This is a genomic window from Sorangium sp. So ce381, from assembly GCF_051473845.1.
Lineage (GTDB): Bacteria > Myxococcota_A > Polyangia > Polyangiales > Polyangiaceae > Sorangium > Sorangium atrum.
Genome location: NZ_CP150336.1, coordinates 11,038,663 through 11,056,116 on the forward strand (window position 1 = coordinate 11,038,663; position 17,454 = coordinate 11,056,116).

11 protein-coding genes are annotated in these 17,454 nt (G+C 72.3%); 8 read left to right on the forward strand and 3 right to left on the reverse strand.

Going from position 1 to position 17,454, the window contains the following annotated elements; translation table 11 throughout:
- The first annotated feature begins 309 nt into the window (after positions 1-309).
- The 8 genes from WMF29_RS41390 (at position 310) to WMF29_RS41425 (ending at position 15,087) form a co-directional block, all read left to right on the forward strand.
- Positions 310-4,014 (forward strand): protein kinase domain-containing protein, encoded by a 3,705-nt coding sequence (locus WMF29_RS41390; RefSeq protein WP_437325586.1) that lies wholly within the window; start codon positions 310-312, stop codon positions 4,012-4,014.
- A complete protein-coding gene (locus WMF29_RS41395) occupies positions 4,011-7,223 on the forward strand; it encodes a hypothetical protein (RefSeq protein WP_437325587.1) in 3,213 nt (1,070 codons plus the stop codon). The genes WMF29_RS41390 and WMF29_RS41395 overlap by 4 nt, the downstream gene beginning before the upstream one ends.
- Entirely contained in the window at positions 7,223-7,837 is a 615-nt protein-coding gene (locus tag WMF29_RS41400; RefSeq protein WP_437325588.1) for a hypothetical protein, read from the forward strand. The genes WMF29_RS41395 and WMF29_RS41400 overlap by 1 nt, the downstream gene beginning before the upstream one ends.
- Before the next feature lie 535 nt (positions 7,838-8,372).
- Complete coding sequence (locus WMF29_RS41405; RefSeq protein ID WP_437331220.1) at positions 8,373-9,449, forward strand: tyrosine recombinase XerC; 1,077 nt, start codon at positions 8,373-8,375, stop codon at positions 9,447-9,449.
- Entirely contained in the window at positions 9,446-11,758 is a 2,313-nt protein-coding gene (locus WMF29_RS41410) for a sulfatase-like hydrolase/transferase (protein WP_437325589.1), read from the forward strand. The genes WMF29_RS41405 and WMF29_RS41410 overlap by 4 nt, the downstream gene beginning before the upstream one ends.
- A 201-nt stretch (positions 11,759-11,959) precedes the next feature.
- Positions 11,960-12,385 carry a MarR family winged helix-turn-helix transcriptional regulator gene (locus WMF29_RS41415; RefSeq protein ID WP_437325590.1) on the forward strand — a complete coding sequence of 142 codons (426 nt, stop codon included), beginning with the start codon at positions 11,960-11,962 and terminating at the stop codon, positions 12,383-12,385.
- 53 nt (positions 12,386-12,438) lie between these two features.
- Positions 12,439-13,422, forward strand: coding sequence for a hypothetical protein (locus WMF29_RS41420; protein WP_437325591.1), 984 nt, complete (start codon positions 12,439-12,441; stop codon positions 13,420-13,422).
- Between the two features lie 102 nt (positions 13,423-13,524).
- A complete protein-coding gene (locus WMF29_RS41425; protein ID WP_437325592.1) occupies positions 13,525-15,087 on the forward strand; it encodes an Eco57I restriction-modification methylase domain-containing protein in 1,563 nt (520 codons plus the stop codon).
- Between the two features lie 12 nt (positions 15,088-15,099).
- Here WMF29_RS41425 and WMF29_RS41430 read toward each other — a convergent pair whose 3' ends face one another.
- From WMF29_RS41430 to WMF29_RS41440, 3 genes are all read right to left on the reverse strand, one after another.
- A complete protein-coding gene (locus WMF29_RS41430) occupies positions 15,100-15,399 on the reverse strand; it encodes a hypothetical protein (protein WP_437325593.1) in 300 nt (99 codons plus the stop codon).
- Between the two features lie 378 nt (positions 15,400-15,777).
- Entirely contained in the window at positions 15,778-16,179 is a 402-nt protein-coding gene (locus tag WMF29_RS41435) for a hypothetical protein (protein ID WP_437325594.1), read from the reverse strand.
- A 104-nt stretch (positions 16,180-16,283) separates the two neighbouring features.
- On the reverse strand, positions 16,284-17,270 hold the full coding sequence (locus WMF29_RS41440; protein WP_437325595.1) for an RHS repeat-associated core domain-containing protein: 987 nt from the start codon (positions 17,268-17,270) through the stop codon (positions 16,284-16,286).
- Positions 17,271-17,454: the final 184 nt, after the last annotated feature.

Sequence of the window (17,454 nt, forward strand, 5' to 3'; positions counted from 1 at the left end):
GTCCGAGAGTGTCGGCGCTCTCCGCGCCGGGCCGTGATCGTCTATCGGCTGCACGGGGGAACGTGAACCGACGTGAACCGACGTGAACCGACGTGAACCAATGTGAACCAACGTGAACCGACGTGAACCAACGCGAGCTGCGCGCTGCGAGACGTCTGGGAGCAGCCCCACAGGATGCTTCTCCTACCTTTATTCCGTGGGGGCGGACGTTCTTGTCATGGTTCGCGCTTGAGCGGGAACCATGTATGCTCGGCCAGGCTTGCTCGCCCTCTGCCGCGCACTGCGCGGCCCCTGATCGCTGCCCGGTCTATGGCCCCGCTCGACCTGCACGCCGAGGAGCCGAACCTCGTGGACACCGCCGCTGCGCGGATCGGGACAGCCCTGAACGCCAAGTGGCGCCTGGACGATCTGCTCGGCGTCGGCGGCATGGGCGCGGTGTTCGCGGCGACCCACCGCAGGGGGACGCGGGCGGCGGTCAAGGTCCTCCACATCGAGTTCGCGCGCAACGCCGAGCTGCGGGACCGCTTCCTGCGCGAGGGCAAGATCGCGAACCGGGTCGATCACCCGGCGCGCGTCGCCGTTGTCGAGGACGACCTCAGCGACCGCGGGGAGCCGTTCCTCGTCATGGAGCTGCTCTCCGGCACCACGCTCCAGCGGCTCGCGAGCAGCGCCGGCGGCACCCTCCCGCTCGCCCAGGTGCTGCCCGTCTTCGACGTCGTGCTCGATCTGCTCGAGAAGTGCCACTCGATCGGCATCGTCCACCGCGACATCAAGCCGGCCAATATCTTCGTCACGAGCGCCGGCCACGTGAAGGTCCTCGACTTCGGCATCGCCCGCATGCGCGACCCCGAGCGGCAGGCCACGCGCGCGGGGCTCACGTTCGGCACGCCGGCCTTCATGTCGCCCGAGCAGGCGATGGGCGTGTCCGGCATCGACGGCCGGTCCGACCTCTGGTCGGTCGGCGCGAGCCTGTTCACCCTCCTGTCCGGCAAGCGGCTCAACCGCGGCCGGAGCGAGTCCGAGTCGTATTTCCTCGCGGCGACGCAGACCGCGCCGTCGATCGCGACCGAGGTCCCCGACCTGCCTGTCGAGATCGTGGCGTTCGTCGACAAGGCGCTCGCCTTCGAGCGCGGGGGCCGCTTCCAGAGCGCCGCCGCGATGCGCGGCGAGCTCCGCCGGCTGACGGCCGCGCACGCCGCCGGCCAGCTGACGCCCTCGCGCGAGAAGAAGGCGCCGCGCGTGCTCGTCCGCGGCAACGACGCCATCGACGAGGACCAGGATCCGCCGTCGATCGCGCTCGTCGAGCAGACCTGCCAGCGGCTCGTCGGCGTCTGGAAGCAGCTCGCGCTCGTGCTCAGCAACATCCGCCAGTACGGGTGGAACCACCCCCACGTGAACAAGGGCATCCACTTCGCTTTCGACGAGATCACGCGGACGCTCTCGCAGAACCCCCTCGGCGTCCGCTGGGAGGTCACCCCGAGCGCGTTCACGTCGGGCGGCCAGCCGATCTGGCAGCCCGACAGGTCTCCGTTCGATCGCATCCCCTACCAGCTCTTCGCCGACGGCATCCGGAAGATCCAGATCAAGGCCGGCATCACCGAGGCCGAGCTCCGCGATTTCGCCGCCATCCTGCTCCGCGACCAGAGCTTCGGCATGGGCGAGGACGACGACGCCGTGACGGCGCTCTGGGACCGGCGCTTCGAGCACATCGCGTACATGGCGATCGACCAGTTCGCCGAGGGCGACGAGGATCTGGAGGATTTCGAGGAGCAGTGCCGGGAGGTCGCGGTAGGGGCGCGCGCCCTCGCGCAGATCGAGAGCCTCTGGGACGAGAGCTCGCTCGCGGGCAGGGCGCTGCAGAGGAACGTCGAGGCCGCGCTCGCGGAGACCGGCGCGGCCGCCTCGGCGCTCGCCATCGACCCGCTGACCCGGAGCACGCTCGGCGCCCAGATCTCGCTGCCGTCGGAGCAGTGGAACGAGCGCTACATGGACGCGTTCGTCGACGGCTACGTGGACGCCGTCCGGCACGGCGACGAGGGCCGCATGACGGGGGCGCTCACCGCGTGGACCGCCGACCAGATCGTCCTGCACAGCTACGAGCTCGCGTTCGAGGTGCAGACGATGCTCCGGCGCGCGTTCTTCGCGCGGCTCGACGGCATGCAGCGCGGTGCGGCAGGTGCGGCAGGCGCGGCAGGTCGACAGAGCCCCGCGCTGCCGCAGCTCTCGCCGCGCGCCGTCGACCGGGCGCTCGCGCAGGCGATGTTCCCGGTCGAGGCGCTCAGGGCGATCCTCAACGATCTCGCGACGGCTCACCCGGAGGAGCCGGCGGCCGCGGGTGCGTCGGCCCCCGGCGCGGCGGCCCCCGGCGCGGCGGGCCATGGCGCGGCGGCCGCCGGCGCGGCGTCCGCAGGCGCTGCCCTCGGCGGCGCGGCGTCCGCAGGCGTGGCGGCGCAGGCCGGCGTGGCAGCGCAGGCCGGCGCGGGCAGAAGCGCGGCGCAGGCCGGCGCAAGCCGGAACACCATGCTGGCCGGCGCAGGCCGGAGCGCGGCGCAGGCCGACGCAGGGCGCAGCGCGGCGCAGGCCGGCGCAAGCCGGAACACCATGCTGGCCGGCGCGAGCCGGAACGCGGCACAGACCGGCGCGAGCCGGAGCGTGGCGCCGCTCGACCCGGCGATCGTCGAGGGGCTGGCCCACGCGCTCGACGCGCTCGAGGACGGCTCGCTCTTCAGCGCCGCATGCCAGTGCCACGGCGCGGTGCAGTCCGAGCGCCTGCGCGAGGTCCTGTTCGCGTACATGCGGCGGTGGGCGCCGGGCCGGGAGGCCGAGCTCGGGGACCTGCTCTCTCGCGCCCCGGTCCCCCTCGCCCTGACGCTCCTCCAGCTGCTCGCGCAGCTCAAGACCCCCGGCGCCCTCGCCGCGCTGGAGGCGGGCTTCGTGAGCCCGCACGTCGAGGTGCGCATCAGCGCGCTCGCCGAGCTCCCCGACGCCGCGGCGAGCGAGAGCGGCTCCGCGGGCTCCGCCGCCGAGCGCGTCCGGGACGAGCTCCAGAAGCTCCTCGACGATCCCGCGCCGCCGGTGCGCTGCGAGGCCCTGCGCCTCATCGGCAAGCTCGGCGTCCTCGCCGCGGGCCCGACGCTCGTGCGGCGGATCGTCGCGCCGTCGTTCCACGACCTCTCGGGGGCAGAGCGGCGGCAGTGGCTCGAGACCGTCGCGCAGCTGAACCCCGCGCGGGCCGAGAAGCTCGCGATCGAGCTGCTCGAGAAGCGCCAGCTCATCCCGTCCGAGGCGATCGAGCAGACCCGCGAGCTGGCCGCGCACTTCCTCTGCCAGGCGCGGAGCTACGAGGCGCTCCGCGCGGTCAAGGAGGCGACCAAGCCGCGCTGGTGGAACACCCCGCCGGTGCGCGACGCCGCCGCGCGCGCCGCGGTCGCGATCGCCGCGCGCCTGGTCGCGCCGACCCGACCGAGCGAGCGCCCGCCGGTGCCGGCGCCCCCGGACGCGAGCGCGCCGCCCTCCCGCGCAAAGCGCTCGTACTCACCCGTCTCGGTCCGGCGCGTGAGCCCGGGCGGGCCGCTCAGCCTGCCGGACCAGCTCGAGCCGTGGAGCACCCCGCGCCCCGGAACCATGGCCCCGAACGGCGGCGACGCCGGCCGACCCGCCTACAGGGCGCCGCTCGTGTCGCCGGTGCCCGCCTCGACGAGCGCCGCCTCGGCGCCTCCCACCTCCGTGCCGTTCAGCCGGCGTGGGCCGCCGCCGCCTTCCTCCGCCGCGTCGTCCACCCCGACGGCCGCGCCGCCGCCGATGCCGGCGTCGATGCCGCGCCCGGCCATGGCGCCGAGGTCCCCCGCCCCGCCCTCGAGCGCCAGCGCCGCGCCGTACAGCGTGCGGCAGGGCCCCGCCTCGTTGTCGCTCGGCGCGCCGTCCCGCACGGCCATCGAGCCCGCGCCGGGCAGCGCGGTCCCCTCGACGAAGCCGGCGCCGTCTCCGTCCCCCCGGGGCGGGAGGAAGCCGTGAGCGAGGAGAAAGCCAACCTCCACGAGAGCACCGGCGACACGGCGATCTCCGGCGTGAAGGCCGACGTGCGGCGCCGCGCGGCGCTCGGCCTCGTGCAGATGATCTACCGGCTCGCGAAGGCGTGCCTCCTGCACAGCGACTCGAACCAGGCGGTGCTGTCGCTCGTCCCGTCCGCGATCGACAGCATCGTCCAGTTCTGCGAGCTGTCGGGGAGCGAGGCCGCGACGATCGTGTTCGCGGGCAACACCCTCTTCATCAACGGCCAGATGCTCCGCGCCTCGCGCGAGACGTACGAGGTCGCCCTGGAGCTCGGCAGCTTCTTCGAGGCCTGCGACGTCTCGGAGCTCGTGCTCGACAAGACGGTCCGTCGCGCCGAGCTCGCCGCCTTCGCCCGCCTCCTCGCCGACGCCCAGCGCGACCGCAGCATCGCCGCGCGGCTCCTCCAGTCGAGCCTGCGGGGCGTCCGGGTCCGCAAGCTCACGAACCCGTTCCCCGGCGGGGCGATCGACGGCGACGGCACGCGCATCGGCCGGATCAGCCGCACCTACGCGGCGGCGATCCTCGTGATGCGGTCGTTCTACGCGGCCCTGCGCTCGTCCCCGGCGATCCTGCCGCAGCGGGTGAAGCGCGTCGCGCAGAAGCTCGTGGCCGCGGCCGAGGAGGACGCGCGCCTCCTGCTCTCGGTCGCCGCGGGCAAGATCGCCGACCCGGACGAGGCGGGCATCAGCGTGTCCACGGCGATCGTCGCGCTGGGCATCGCCCGGCAGCTCACGACCGACAGGAGGATGCTCGGGAGCCTCGTCACGGCGGCGCTGCTCTACGACGTGAGCCGGCTGCGGCTCACGGGGGTGCTCGCCGGCTCGACCGACGGGGGCGAGCCTGTCGCGCGCTCTCTCCTCGAGCGCGGCCTGAGCGACGATGAGAAGGAGCGGCTGCCCGCGAGCGCGGCCGTCATGTTGACGGCGCTCGGCAAGCTGCACGCGCCCTCGATCACGCGCACGGTGATCGCCTACGAGGCGCTCGCGCTCCGGCAAGGCGGCCGGCAGGGCCCGCTCTACGGCGGCCGGCGCAGCCCCACGGTGCTCGCGCGGATCCTCGCGGCGGCCCGCCAGTTCACGGAGCTCCGGACGGCGCCTTTCCCGACGATCGAGACCGCGTCGGGCGGCGCCTCGTCGCTCGACGCCGTGCTCCAGCGCATGATCGCGGGCGCCGAGAGCGCGACCGACCGGGCGATCGGCAAGCTGCTCGTCGGCGCGCTCGGCATCATCCCGACCGGGACGTTCGTGCAGCTGAGCACCGGCGAGCTCGGGGTCGTCCTCTCGACGCCGCTGTCGCCCGCGCACTTCGCGCAGCCGCCGGTGCGCGTCCTGTTCGACGAGCAGGGTCACCTCCTCGGCGCGCCGCTCGACGTCGACCTCTCGGTGCGGGCGCCGGGCGCGGAGCCGTGCTTCATCGTCCGGCCCGTCGAGGTCGAGCCTCACCACGAGCGGGCGATCCGCGCCGCGTTCGGCTTTCGCCCCGGGAGGGGCGGCGCGGCGGGGGTGGAGTCGCGCGTGACGGCAGCCGCGCCGGTGCTCTTCGGCGACGAGGTCCCGCCGACGGAGCCGGGCGACACGCTCGCGCCGCGCGCGCTCCGCTCGGAGGACGGCGCGCGCGCCGCGCAGGCGCGCAAGGAGGCCGCGTGGCTCGGCAAGCCGCTCACGAGCGCCGCGCAGGCCGGATCGTCGCCGACCAGCGTGCAGCCGCGGCAACCCGCCCAGGCGGAGCGCCCGGCGCCGGCCGAGCGGGGTCGCGACGAGAACCTCATCTCGACGCAGCCGCCCCCCTCGACGGCGGCGGCGCGCGCGGCGATGGCGGTCCCTCCTCCGCCGCGGTTGCCGCGGGACTCGCGGCCCTTCGGGCAGGTCGCGTCGACGAGGTACTCCGTGCCCGCGCCCGAGCCGACGCGCCCGTCGCGGCAGATCGAGCGCCGGGACGACGCGCCGCCGCGGGATCAGGGCGTGGGCCAGCTGCCGACGATCGGCCCTCCGGCGGGGTTCCCGGCGTCGCGGAGGTCGGGTGATCTCCGGCTCGGCGCGTCGGCGCGCCGGTCGGATTCCCGAGTCGATACGGAGGATTGGGACTGGGACGACGAGCTCCCGACCATCGATCCGCCGCCGCCGGGGCCGCCGCCGACCTCGCGGAGCCCCTCCTTCACGTCCGAGCATCCGCCCGCCAGCGCGCTCGATCACGCGCCCACGTACACCCCGCCCCGTCCCTCCAGCCATGCGTCGGATCGCGCGCCTGGCTATCTGCCGCCCCGTCCTTCCAGCCATGCGTCGGACCGCGCCCCTGGATACGCGTCGTCACGTCCTCCCAGCCACGCGTCGGACCGCGCCCCTGGATACGCGTCGCCCCGTCCTCCCAGCCACGCGTCGGACCGCGCCCCTGGCTACGCGCAGCCCCGTCCTTCCAGCCATGCGTCGGACCGCGCCCCTGGTTATGCGCCGCCCCGTCCTTCGAGCCACGCGTCGGACCGTGCCCCTGGCTACGCGCAGCCCCGCATCCCCAGTCCGGCGCCGGCCCGTGCCTCCAGCCACGCATCGGACCGTGCCCCTGGCTACGCGCAGCCCCGCATCCCCAGCCCGACGCCGGCCCGTGCCTCCAGCCACGCGTCGGACCGTGCCCCTGGCTACGCGCAGCCCCGCATCCCCAGCCCGGCGCCGGCCCGTGCCTCGAGCCATGCGCCGGGTGGTGCCCCGAGCTACGCCCCGGAGCCTGTCCCGACGGAGCGGAACGCGCCGCGCGCGTTCTCCAGCTCCAGCGCCGGGTCCGGCCCGAGCCTGGAGGAAGCGGACCTGACGTGGACCGACGAGCTGCCGACGCTCGATCCTCCCCCGCCGCCGAGCACGGAAGAGCTCGAGCGCGATCGGCTGCTCGCGGCGTACCTGGCCGAGCGCACGCCGTTCCCGCAGGCTGGTCTTCATGAGTGGAGCGCGACGTCCAGCGAGGCGCCGGGGCGGCCCGAGGCGGACGTCGACGGCAGGTGGCGCGGCGACGCGCTGTCCCAGCGCGCGACGCCGGACTCGCGGGTGATGGCGCCGATCACCATGGCGCCGACCAGCTCCAGCTCCTTGGGCGCCACGAGGCGCCCGCGCGCGCCCATCCCGCGGGAGGAGCCGGAGGACGACGGGGGTGACCCTCCGGCGCCGGAGGGGCGAGACCGCTGATGGCCTGGCCCGCTGCGGCGAGCCGTGGGCTCGCTGCGCTGCTGCTCGCCGCGCCGGCGTGCGCCGACGACGGCGTGGATCCCCCGCCGGTCGAGGACGCCTGCAAGCTCGGGTACCTGGGCCAGGAGGGCGCCGACATCCGCATGGAGGTCACCGCGCTCGACTCGAGCGACGCGGCGCACCCGGTGAGCGACGGCGACGGGATCGACATCATCATGCCGCCGCAGGGCGGGCGGGTGCTCTTCCTGGGCGTCCGCGCGACGAACCTGAGCGCCTGCGGTGTCCAGCTGTCGGGCTCGCTCCGCGATCCCCTGTCCGGGCGTGTGATGTCCGAGTCGAGGACGGTCAACCTCAAGCCGACCGGCGACGGCTGGGGAGCGAGCGTCGACGCCGACATCTCGACCTTCGCGAACGTGGGAGTCTGCCCGAACAACTGGTCGAGCAGCGACATCTTCGATCACGACTACGAGATCGTGGTGCAGGTGAAGGACAGGGAGGGCCGGACGGCGAAGCAGGTGCGGCAGGTCCGGCCGGCGTGCAACGAGCCCGAGTTCGAGGTCGAGTGCCGCTGCATCTGCAAATACGGGTACGTCCTCGGCGAGGCGTGCGAGTAGGCCGAACCGCCGCGAGTCCAGCAGCGGAAGGACTGATCCGGAGCGATATCGCCCGCGCCGGCACGGCCACGCGCCCTACACATCGAGGTCCTTCCACCACCGGGTTCACAAGCGCATCCCGTCGCGGTCCGTCGGGGGCAACAACGATTGAGAGCCTCCTTCGCTGCGAGCGAGCGGGCGTCGGTCTCGCGCGCGTCGAAACAGCAGGTCTTCACCGCCTTGCTCGGCAGTCCCATTCACGGTTCGACAGCGCAGCTCATGGATCATCCTGGACAGCACGGCGCTCACGCCATGTCGCCCACCGGGTGGGTGTTCGCTCGTGATCCGTGAAGTGCGTTTTCATCAGGGCATGGCGCGACGCGCCCTGCGACCTCCACCTGCCGCCGGGACCTGGCGACCGCCGACCGCGGTCCCCCCGGCCAGCGCCCGGCTCCCCTCGCCGCGCCGCGCAGCGGCTCCGGCCGAGCGGCGCTCCAGCTCGGCCAGCGGCGAGTCTTTGCCTGCGGCGCCGTCCTGGTGGTAGGGCAAACCCGTGATGCACGCGCGGCGGAGCGGCGATCGATCCGGCGGGACCACGCTGGAGCAGGCGATCGCGCGTTTCCTGACCTACCTCACGGCCGAGCGGCGGGCCTCGCGCCACACCGTGGACGCGTACCGGCGCGACCTCGAGCAGCTCGCGCGCTTCGCTCGCGAGAAGGCGGCCGCGAACGCCGACCACCGCCCTGCGCGAGCGCGCAGCAAGGCCTCGGCCGCCGGCAAGGCCCCGGCCACCGGCCAGGCCCCGGCCGCCGGAGAGGCTCCCTCACCGGACGAGGCCCCGGCCGTGGATGGCCTCGACGTGCTCCTCCTGCGCGGCTGGCTGGGCTCGCTCGCGCGCACCCACGCGCCCTCCTCGATCGCGCGCAAGGTGGGCGCTGCCCGCGCCCTGCTCCGCTACCTGGAGCGGCGCGGCGAGGTCGACAAGAACGCGGCGGCCCAGCTCGCCCTGCCCAAGGTCCGGCGCCCGCTGCCCACCTTCCTGGACGTCGACGCCGCCGCCGAGGTCATGGAGATCCCCGGCGCCGAGACGGCCGAGGGGCTCCGCGACCGCGCCATGCTGGAGACCCTCTACGGCGCAGGCCTGCGCGTCTCCGAGCTCTGCGGGCTCGACCTCGCCCACGTCGACCGGCACCCGGCCGACAGGGCCGCGGTGCGCGTCGTCGGCAAGGGCAACAAGGAGCGGATCGTCCCGCTCGGCTCCCACGCCCTCGCCGCCATCGAGCGCTACCTCGAGCGGCGCGACGAGCTCACCGATCCGACGACCGGCGCCCGCGACCCCCGCGCCCTCTTCCTGTCCCGCCGCGGCGCGCGCATCGGGGTGCGCCGCGTCCAGGCGCTGGTGCAGCGCTACGGCGCGCTCGGCGCCGGCCGGGCCGACCTGCACCCGCACGCGCTCCGGCACACCTGCGCGACCCACTTGCTCGACGGCGGCGCCGACCTCCGGGCCATCCAGAAGCTGCTCGGGCACGCCTCGCTCGCCACCACGCAGCGGTACACGCACGTCTCGATCGACCACCTGCTCAAGGTCTACGACGCCGCTCACCCCATGGCGCGGAAGCGGAGCCCGGCGTGAAGCGAGCCTCGAGCTCGCCGGGCCCCGCGGTCCCCACGCTGGCCCGCGCGTGGGCGGGGCGGCTCGCCAGGAGCGCGCTCGGCGCCAGCGTCTTCGGCGTCGTGGCCGCGTCGCTCGACGCCGGGTGGGCCACGGCGGGCGCCGGCGACGACGCCACCTTCCAGCTCGCCACCTACCTCGCCGACATCGGGGTGTTCGCGCCCGTCGCGCTCGTCGTCGGCCTGCTCGCGGGCGCCTCCGCGATCGTGGTCGACCCGTCGGGCCCGCCGTCGCCGGCCACGCTCGTGGGCGCGCTGCGGGTGCGGGCGATCGGCCGGCCCGCCGACATCGCGGCGTTCGTGCCGCTCGCGGTGCTCGCGGCGTTCCTCTGGATGACCCTGTGCGCCCACCTGGCCCGCGCCCTGCTCGGCCTCGAGGCCGCGCCCCTCCTGGTGGGCACCGCCGTCGCCGCGGGCGCGCTCGGCCTCGGCCTCATCGCGGGCCTCGCCGTCCTCGCCCTCACGCCGCCGCTCCGGCGCGCGCTCGCCAACGCCAGCGACGGCCGCCCCGCCTGCGTCGATCCGGCGGTCACGGGCGGCGTCGCGCTCGGGATCGCCGCGGCCCTGTTCGCGCTCGGGGTCGCCACGGGCGGCGTCTCGGGCGAGGGCGGCTTCCTCGGCATCTACGGCATCTTCAAGCGCCCCGAGCTCGACCTGCGCGCCCCGGCGCTCCTGCTGGTCGTCGCGCTCGCGGCCTTCCTCGCGCCGGCCGCGGTCCGGACGGCGCGCGCCCCGGTCGCGCTCCTCGCCGCGCTCCTGCCGCTCGCGCTCACCACGCGCGCCGCCTCCGCGCTCAACGCAGAGCCCGCGGTGGCGCAGGCGATCGAGCGCGGCGCGCCCGTCGGGGGCAAGAGCCTCGCGGTCCTGCGCCGACTCGCCGATCGCGACGGCGACCACGCGGCCGCCCTCTTCGGCGGCGGGGACTGCGACGACCACGACGCGCGCGTCCACCCGCTGGCCCAGGAGATCCTCGACAACGGCATCGACGACGACTGCTCCGGCGGCGATCTGACGTCCGCCGCGCTCGCCGCGCTCGCCCCCGCCCCCAAGGCGGCCCCGGGCGCCGACTCGCCCGGGTCGTCCGCCGCGCGCCTGCCGGCGGACCTGAACGTCGTCCTCGTCACGGTCGACACGCTCCGCGCGGACCTCGGCTACGCGGGCAACCAGCGGCCCGTGTCGCCGAACCTCGACGGCCTCGCGGCCCGCTCCACGGTGTTCGAGCGCGCGTACTCGCTCGCGTCCTACACGGGCAAGAGCGTCGGCCCGATGCTCATCGGCAAGTACGGGAGCGAGACCCACAGGAACTGGGGGCATTTCAACAAGTTCAGCGAGGAGGACACGTTCGTCGCCGAGCGCCTGAAGCGCGCCGGGGTGCGCACGATGAGCGTGCACGGGCACCGCTACTTCGGCAGCTTCGGCGGGCTCGATCGCGGCTTCGACGTGGTGGACATGTCCGCGGCGCCGCCCGAGGGCGCGCCCTGGGACGTCGACAACAAGGCGACGAGCGCCGCGCTGACCGACGCCGCGCTGCGGCTGCTCGGGTCGACCGAGAACACGGGCGGCCGCTTCTTCCTGTGGGTCCACTACCTCGACCCGCACGCCGACTACCTCCGGCACGACGACGTCGCGGGCTTCGGCGCGGCCTCGCAGCGGGATCTCTACGACGGCGAGGTGGCGTTCACGGACCGGCACATCGGCCGGCTGCTCGACGCGATCGCGGCGGCGCCGTTCGCCGGGCGCACGGCGATCGTCGTGACGAGCGATCACGGCGAGGCGTTCGGCGAGCACAAGATGTTCCGCCACGGCTTCGAGCTCTGGGAGGAGCTCGTGCGGGTGCCGCTGCTCGTCCACGTGCCGGGCGCGGCGCCGTCCCGGGTCTCGGCGCGGCGCAGCCTGATCGATCTCGCGCCGACGCTGCTCGACCTGATGCGGGCGCCCGGGCCTGGCGAGGGCGCGCACCCGAGCGACTTCCTGTCGGGCGCGTCGCTCCTGCCCGACGTGTTCCTCGCCCCTGGCGAGCAGGCCCAGGCGCGCGACGTGCTGATCGACATGCCGGCAGGGCCGTACAACGACGCGCGGCGGTCGTTCCTCCGCGGCGACATGAAGCTGACGATCTCGGGCGGCGCCCGGTTCGAGCTCTACGACCTCGCGAGCGACCCGGAGGAGCGGAAGAACCTCTGGGGCACGCCGGCGGCGAAGGAGATCGAGCCGTACTACGCGGCGGCGCGGGCGCGCCTCCGCGAGGTCCACGTGACCGCCGCCCGCAAGTGACCGCCGCCCGCAAGTAACCTCCGCCCCGACGCGACCACCCCGCGAAGCGGCCGGCCTGTCCGGCCGACCGGCCGCGCCGGTGGGTGGCCGGCCGCGCGGCGCACCTGCCGCCCTCCGCGGCGGACGGACCGGCGCTGGTGATCGCGCGATCGCGTCGACAATTACTTGCGCTTAAGCAACTAATGCGTAATAGACAATATTGTGAGCAAGCAAAAAATCCTGGGCTCGCCGCTCGAGCGGTTCACGCGGATGATGTTCTCGCGCATCATCGCGGGGCTCGCGCGGGCGCTGCACGAGGAGGACTTCAGCGTGGCGCAGGTGGCCGCGCTGCACCTCGTCGATCAGGAGGGCCCGGTGCGCGTCACCGCCCTCGCCACGTCGCTCGGGCTCTCGGCCTCGGCCGGGAGCCGGCTCGTCGATGGCCTGGTGCAGCGGGGGCTCCTGGCGCGGCAGGAGGATCCCGAGGACCGCCGCGCGAAGACGCTCGAGCTCACGCCGCTCGGCCGCCGCTTCGTCGACCAGGCGAGCGTGGAGCGGGTCCGGGTGATCATGGAGACGGCCAGGTCGCTGCCGGCGGAGATCTCGGCGGCGATCCTGTCAGCGATCGGCGCGTTCCAGCGAGAGTGAGCCCGGTCGCGGGGCGCCTCGCGTGAAACCCCTTGTCTGAAGAGGAGGTCAGCATGGATATCGTCGTGTTTCTTTCTCATGAGATCCCGGCCGCGCTCGGCGCGCTCCGGGAGGTGGCCCTGGCCGACGGCGCGCTCGCGCGCTTCGACCCGGAGCAGCGCGCCGTCCTGGAGGAGCTCGCGGCCCTGCACGGCGCCCGCGCCGACGTCGACGGGCTACCGCGCGTCGCGCCCGAGGCGGTGGCGCGCGCGATCCCGGATCCGCACCGGCGCAAGCGGCTGGTGCAGCTCGCGCTCGTGACCGCGATGGCGGACGGCGAGGTGACCGCGGCCGAGGTGGATGCGGTCGAGGCGCTCGCCCGGGCGCTCGGCGTGCGCGAGCAGGGCGTGGGCGTGCTCCGCCTCGTGGCGCGCGGTCACAGGGGGCTCGCCAAGGCCGCCGTGAGGCGCCGCCTCGTCGGCGCGTTCGCCGGCGAGGTCCTGAGGAGAGAGGGCCTGTCCGGCGTGCGCAGTCTCGTCGGGCCCTTCTTCCGCGCGGGCGTCGCGGATCGCTCGCGGGCCTTCCGCTACAAGCAGCTCGGGCTCCTGCCCGAGGGCACGTTCGGCCGGGTGTTCTGGGAGCATTGCACCGCGCGCGGCTTCCTGTTCCCCGGCGAGAGCCGGGACGCGATCCCGGAACGCATGGTGTTCCACGATCTCGGCCATGTGCTCGCGGAGTACGACACCGATCCTGCGGGCGAGATCCAGGCCGGCTCCTTCCAGGCGGGGTTCATCCGGCGCGACGGGTTCGCCTTCCTGCTCTTCGTGATGCTGCAGTTCCACCTCGGTATTCAGATCACGCCCGTCGCCGCGCCGCAGATCGGGCTCTTCGAGGCGCGCAAGGTGCTGCGCGCGGTGGCGCGAGGCGCGGCCTGCAAGGTCGATCTGAGCGATCGCTGGAACTTCTGGGACGTCGTCCACCTGCCGCTCGACGAGGTGCGCGAGCGCTTCGGGATACCGCCGCTCGCCGCGGTGGCGGCGCGCCAAGAGGCCGCCTGAGCGGCGCGCCGCGGGCGCCGCCTCGCCGGCAAGGCGCCCACGGCGCGTTCACCGACCAGGCACGGTTGGCTCGATGCCCCAGCTGCGGTAACCACGTCATCGATGAGCCGGGCAGCGAGACTCGAGGCAGCCGCCCTGCCGCCGCTCCTCGACCGCGTCGACCTCCACCGCATCGAGGCCGCGCGGGCGCTCGATCCCCGCACGCGGTCCGAGCTGGGTCAGTTCCTCACGCCGCCGCCGGTGGCGTCGTTCATGGCGTCGCTGTTCGAGCGGTCCTGCGAGGAGATCCGCGTGCTGGACGCCGGCGCCGGTGTGGGCAGCCTCCTCGCGGCGTTCACGGCCAGCGCATGTGCCCGCCGGATACGCCCGAGCGCGATCCGCGCGACCGGCTTCGAGATCGACCCGCGGCTCGCGGCGTACCTGCGTCGGACGGCGCGCGCGTGTCGCGACGAATGCGCGGGCGCCGGGATCGACTTCACCGCCCGCATCATCGAGGCCGACTTCATCCGGTCGGCCGTCGAGCAACTCGACGGCGGCCGGGCTCGCCCGGGCATGCCGCGCTCGTTCACGCACGCGATCCTGAATCCACCCTACAAGAAGCTCAACTCGGACACCGAGGCCAGGGCGGCGCTGCGGCGCGTGGGCATCGAGACCAGCAACCTGTACACGGCCTTTCTTGGCCTCGCGATCCTCCTCCTGGAGCCGGGCGGGGAGCTCGTCGCGATCACCCCCCGGAGCTTCTGCAATGGTCTTTACTTTCGGCCATTCCGGGAGCTGTTCTTCCGAGAGATGTCGCTGCGAAGGGTGCACGTCTTCGAATCGCGCAAAGCCGCGTTCGCGGAGGACGAGGTCCTTCAAGAGAATGTCATCATTCATGCCGTCAGAGGCAGCCAGTGCGGGTCCGTCACCATCTCCTCGTCGCGCGGTCCCGGGGGCGGGCCGCTGTCCGTCCGCTCCGTGCCATTCGAACACGTCGCCCGACCTGGAGATCCCGAGCTGTTCGTTCACGTGGTACCGGATGACGCCGGGGAGAAGGTCGCCGCGACGTTCGCGCGCATGCCATCCCGCTTGACGGACTTGGACGTGAGCGTCTCGACGGGAAAGGTCGTCGACTTCCGAGCGCGCGAGTTCTTGCGGCAGGAGCCCGAGAGGGGCACCGGTCCGCTGATCTACCCGACGCACCTCGCGTCGGGCGTCGTTCGCTGGCCCAAACGAGGCAAGAAGCCGAACGCCCTCGTGGACGCCCCGGGGACCGCCGACCTCTGGATGCCCAGCGGGAACTACGTGCTCGTCAAGCGCTTCTCGTCGAAGGAGGAGCGGCGGCGGGTCGTCGCCGCCCTCTTCACGCCCGAGAGCGCGCCGGGAGACAGGATCGGGTTCGAGAACCACCTCAACGTGCTCCACCGAAACGGCGGGGGGCTGCCGGCCGTGATGGCGCGCGGCCTGACGGCCTTCTTGAACTCGACGCTCGTCGATACGCACGTTCGACAGTTCAACGGGCACACCCAGGTGAACGCGACCGACTTGAGGAATCTCCGGTATCCGACGATCGAGCAGATCGAACAGCTCGGGCGGCGGGCACCTGATCCCGGCCTTCCACACGATGAGCTCGATCGAATCGTCGGCGAGGTGCTCGGCCTGGAGCATGTGAGCAGCGCCTGCTAGACGACAGCACACTCACAGGTGCTTCGTCGCGATCACCCCGTTGCGCACCACGAGGTGCTGGTCGACGTACGCTGTCTCCTCCTCCCCGGCGACCCGATGCAGGTGCACCCGCCGCTCCCCGGCGCCGTCGTACAGCGCCCGCGACCTCTCCTGCCCGTTCTCGTTCACCGACACCAGCCGGTGGTCCTCGTCCCAGCTCAGCGTGCGCTGCACACTGCCCCGGTACTTCCACTGCTTGTGGTTGCCGTTCGCGTCGTACGACAGCTCCCTCAGGCGCGGCTGCGTCTCTGCGGCGTCCCTCCGCACAGTCAATCTGACAAACGCCTTGCCTTCGGCCATCCACAGTGCTTTGAGTCCGCCTCCGACGTTGCCCATCGTCGCGATGATTCAGGTCTACGGTCACGGTCGGCGTGTACGGCCTCATATCGTGCCCGAGTCTCCCCAACTTCTCCACGACTCGAGAAACGCTGGCTCGATGACAGCTTGCAGCCCGCGGAGGATCTCCCCCTGGAGGGCATCGGAGAACTCCCTCGCCTTGCCGTGCACTGCGCCAGCTTGAACGCTTCGACTGAGCACCGTGTATCAATCGACATAGAGCCCGTCGAGCCATGGAAGCGGACGTCCGCAGATGCAGACATCCGCTCGATGTGTCCGACCGACACCGCAGGCCGTCAGCCGGACAAACAATCATCAATGTCGGAGATCTTCCTCTGACAAGGACGCGATGAACGCTGCTGGATCCGTTACATACTTCCAGGCTGTAGACGCCTGCAGTGCTTGAAGGACTGCAGACAGTGTCGGCTCGCATAGCTGCGCCGCCTCATCGACCAAAAGCACGCGGGCTCGCTTAAATCCATCAAGCAACCGTGCCAGGTCTGGCTTCTGTATATTCCTCAGATCAACACGCAAGAGGATCTCGACAACACGGTTCCTGTCTCGAACCATTGACAGACAGGTCGAATCCTCATCTCCCCAGACGTCTACGTCTGACGACCAGCTCGCTCCCTTTCCCAGGATCTCGAGCGCCGTCCGTTCGATATCCTCGCCCGGCTGCGAATCCGCCCAGAAACTTCCGCTCTCTATCATTTCCAACAAACTCCGCGGATCTCGATCGTGCTCTGTAGATGGCACGAGCAAGAACGAGCACTGCCAGGTAGCCATGTTCACTGTCCCGCAAGATCAGAAACCGCTTTGTATCATTGATATGGCAATTTCACCTGCTCGACGGGAACCTCGGGCATCTTTAGCTCCTTCGCTATCCGAAGCCTATGGTGGCCGTTCACAACATACCGCTGCCCATTGTGCTCGACAAACTTTATGGTGTCTTTCATGCCGTGCTCCGCGATGTCCTGCTTGAGCGCATTGCACCTGTTCCTGCCGAGCGTTATCCCATGCGTGGGTGTCAACGAGTACGGGTCGACTTTGCCTTTGAACAATCCCCCGCCTGCCGGCTGCTCCGGCGGCTCCGCTGCCGTGGCGGCAGGCGGCTTGGGAGGCTCCTTCGCCCCACCACCTCCCGCTTCCAACGGCGGCGGTGCTCCAGGCGTCGCGGACGTCGGGAAGTCTGCCGGTACGTCGCAGCTAGGCCCGATCGCGGACTCGTCGGAATCAGCAGTGGCGATGGTGTAGATCGCATAACCCACCGTTCCCACGGCGAACAGGCCGCCCACGACCAGCTCTCCGATAGGGGTCGGCTCGACCACGGCAGCGGTGGCGGGCACTGAGAGCGCGGTCCCGACGACCACCGAGCCCTTCACAAACGCCTCGGCTATCGCTTGCGTCGTCAGGCGCCCGTCCGGGTCGATGAGGACGACGGGGTTGTTCCACGCGTACGTGTAGAGACTCAGGTTGATCGGCCGGTACACCCCCTCGTTGAGCTTGCCGGCCATGTACTCTGTCAGCACCGGATCCGGGCTCACCCACACCCCGAGCCGCGGCTCATAGCTCCGCGCCCCGTAGTGATAGAGCCCCGTCGACAGGTCGAGCTCTTTCCCGTTGAACAGGTACGGCTGCCGGTTCTGGACCCGCGAGTCCGTCTGGTCTGCCCACAGCTCCCCGCTCGGCAGGTACTCCACGTGCTGGCTCAGCGCCTGGTCCTGATCGCTGACGTACTGCGTGCTCCCGAGCCCCGGGTGCCCTGCGCGTCGCCGGTTCGGTCGGCGCCGCCGCACGTAAAGACCCACCTCCTCCTCGTTCAGGAAACCTGACTCTTGACCTCGATACTACGACACAGAAAGCACACAAAATCCTCCTCCGCATCGGTCACCCTGTAAATAGATGCTCCCAGCCACGGTCACTTATATCCTCAACAACAAACAACACCAATTCAGTCAGCGAAACCGAATCACCTCTGAACTTGAGCTGCGC

Bases quoted from the DNA above. Each gene is read 5' to 3' on its own strand.
- WMF29_RS41390 (WP_437325586.1), top strand. From the start codon at position 310: ATGGCCCCGCTCGACCTGCACGCCGAGGAGCCGAACCTCGTGGACACC.
- WMF29_RS41400 (WP_437325588.1), top strand. From the start codon at position 7,223: ATGGCCTGGCCCGCTGCGGCGAGCCGTGGGCTCGCTGCGCTGCTGCTC.
- WMF29_RS41405 (WP_437331220.1), top strand. From the start codon at position 8,373: ATGCACGCGCGGCGGAGCGGCGATCGATCCGGCGGGACCACGCTGGAG.
- WMF29_RS41420 (WP_437325591.1), top strand. From the start codon at position 12,439: ATGGATATCGTCGTGTTTCTTTCTCATGAGATCCCGGCCGCGCTCGGC.
- WMF29_RS41425 (WP_437325592.1), top strand. From the start codon at position 13,525: ATGAGCCGGGCAGCGAGACTCGAGGCAGCCGCCCTGCCGCCGCTCCTC.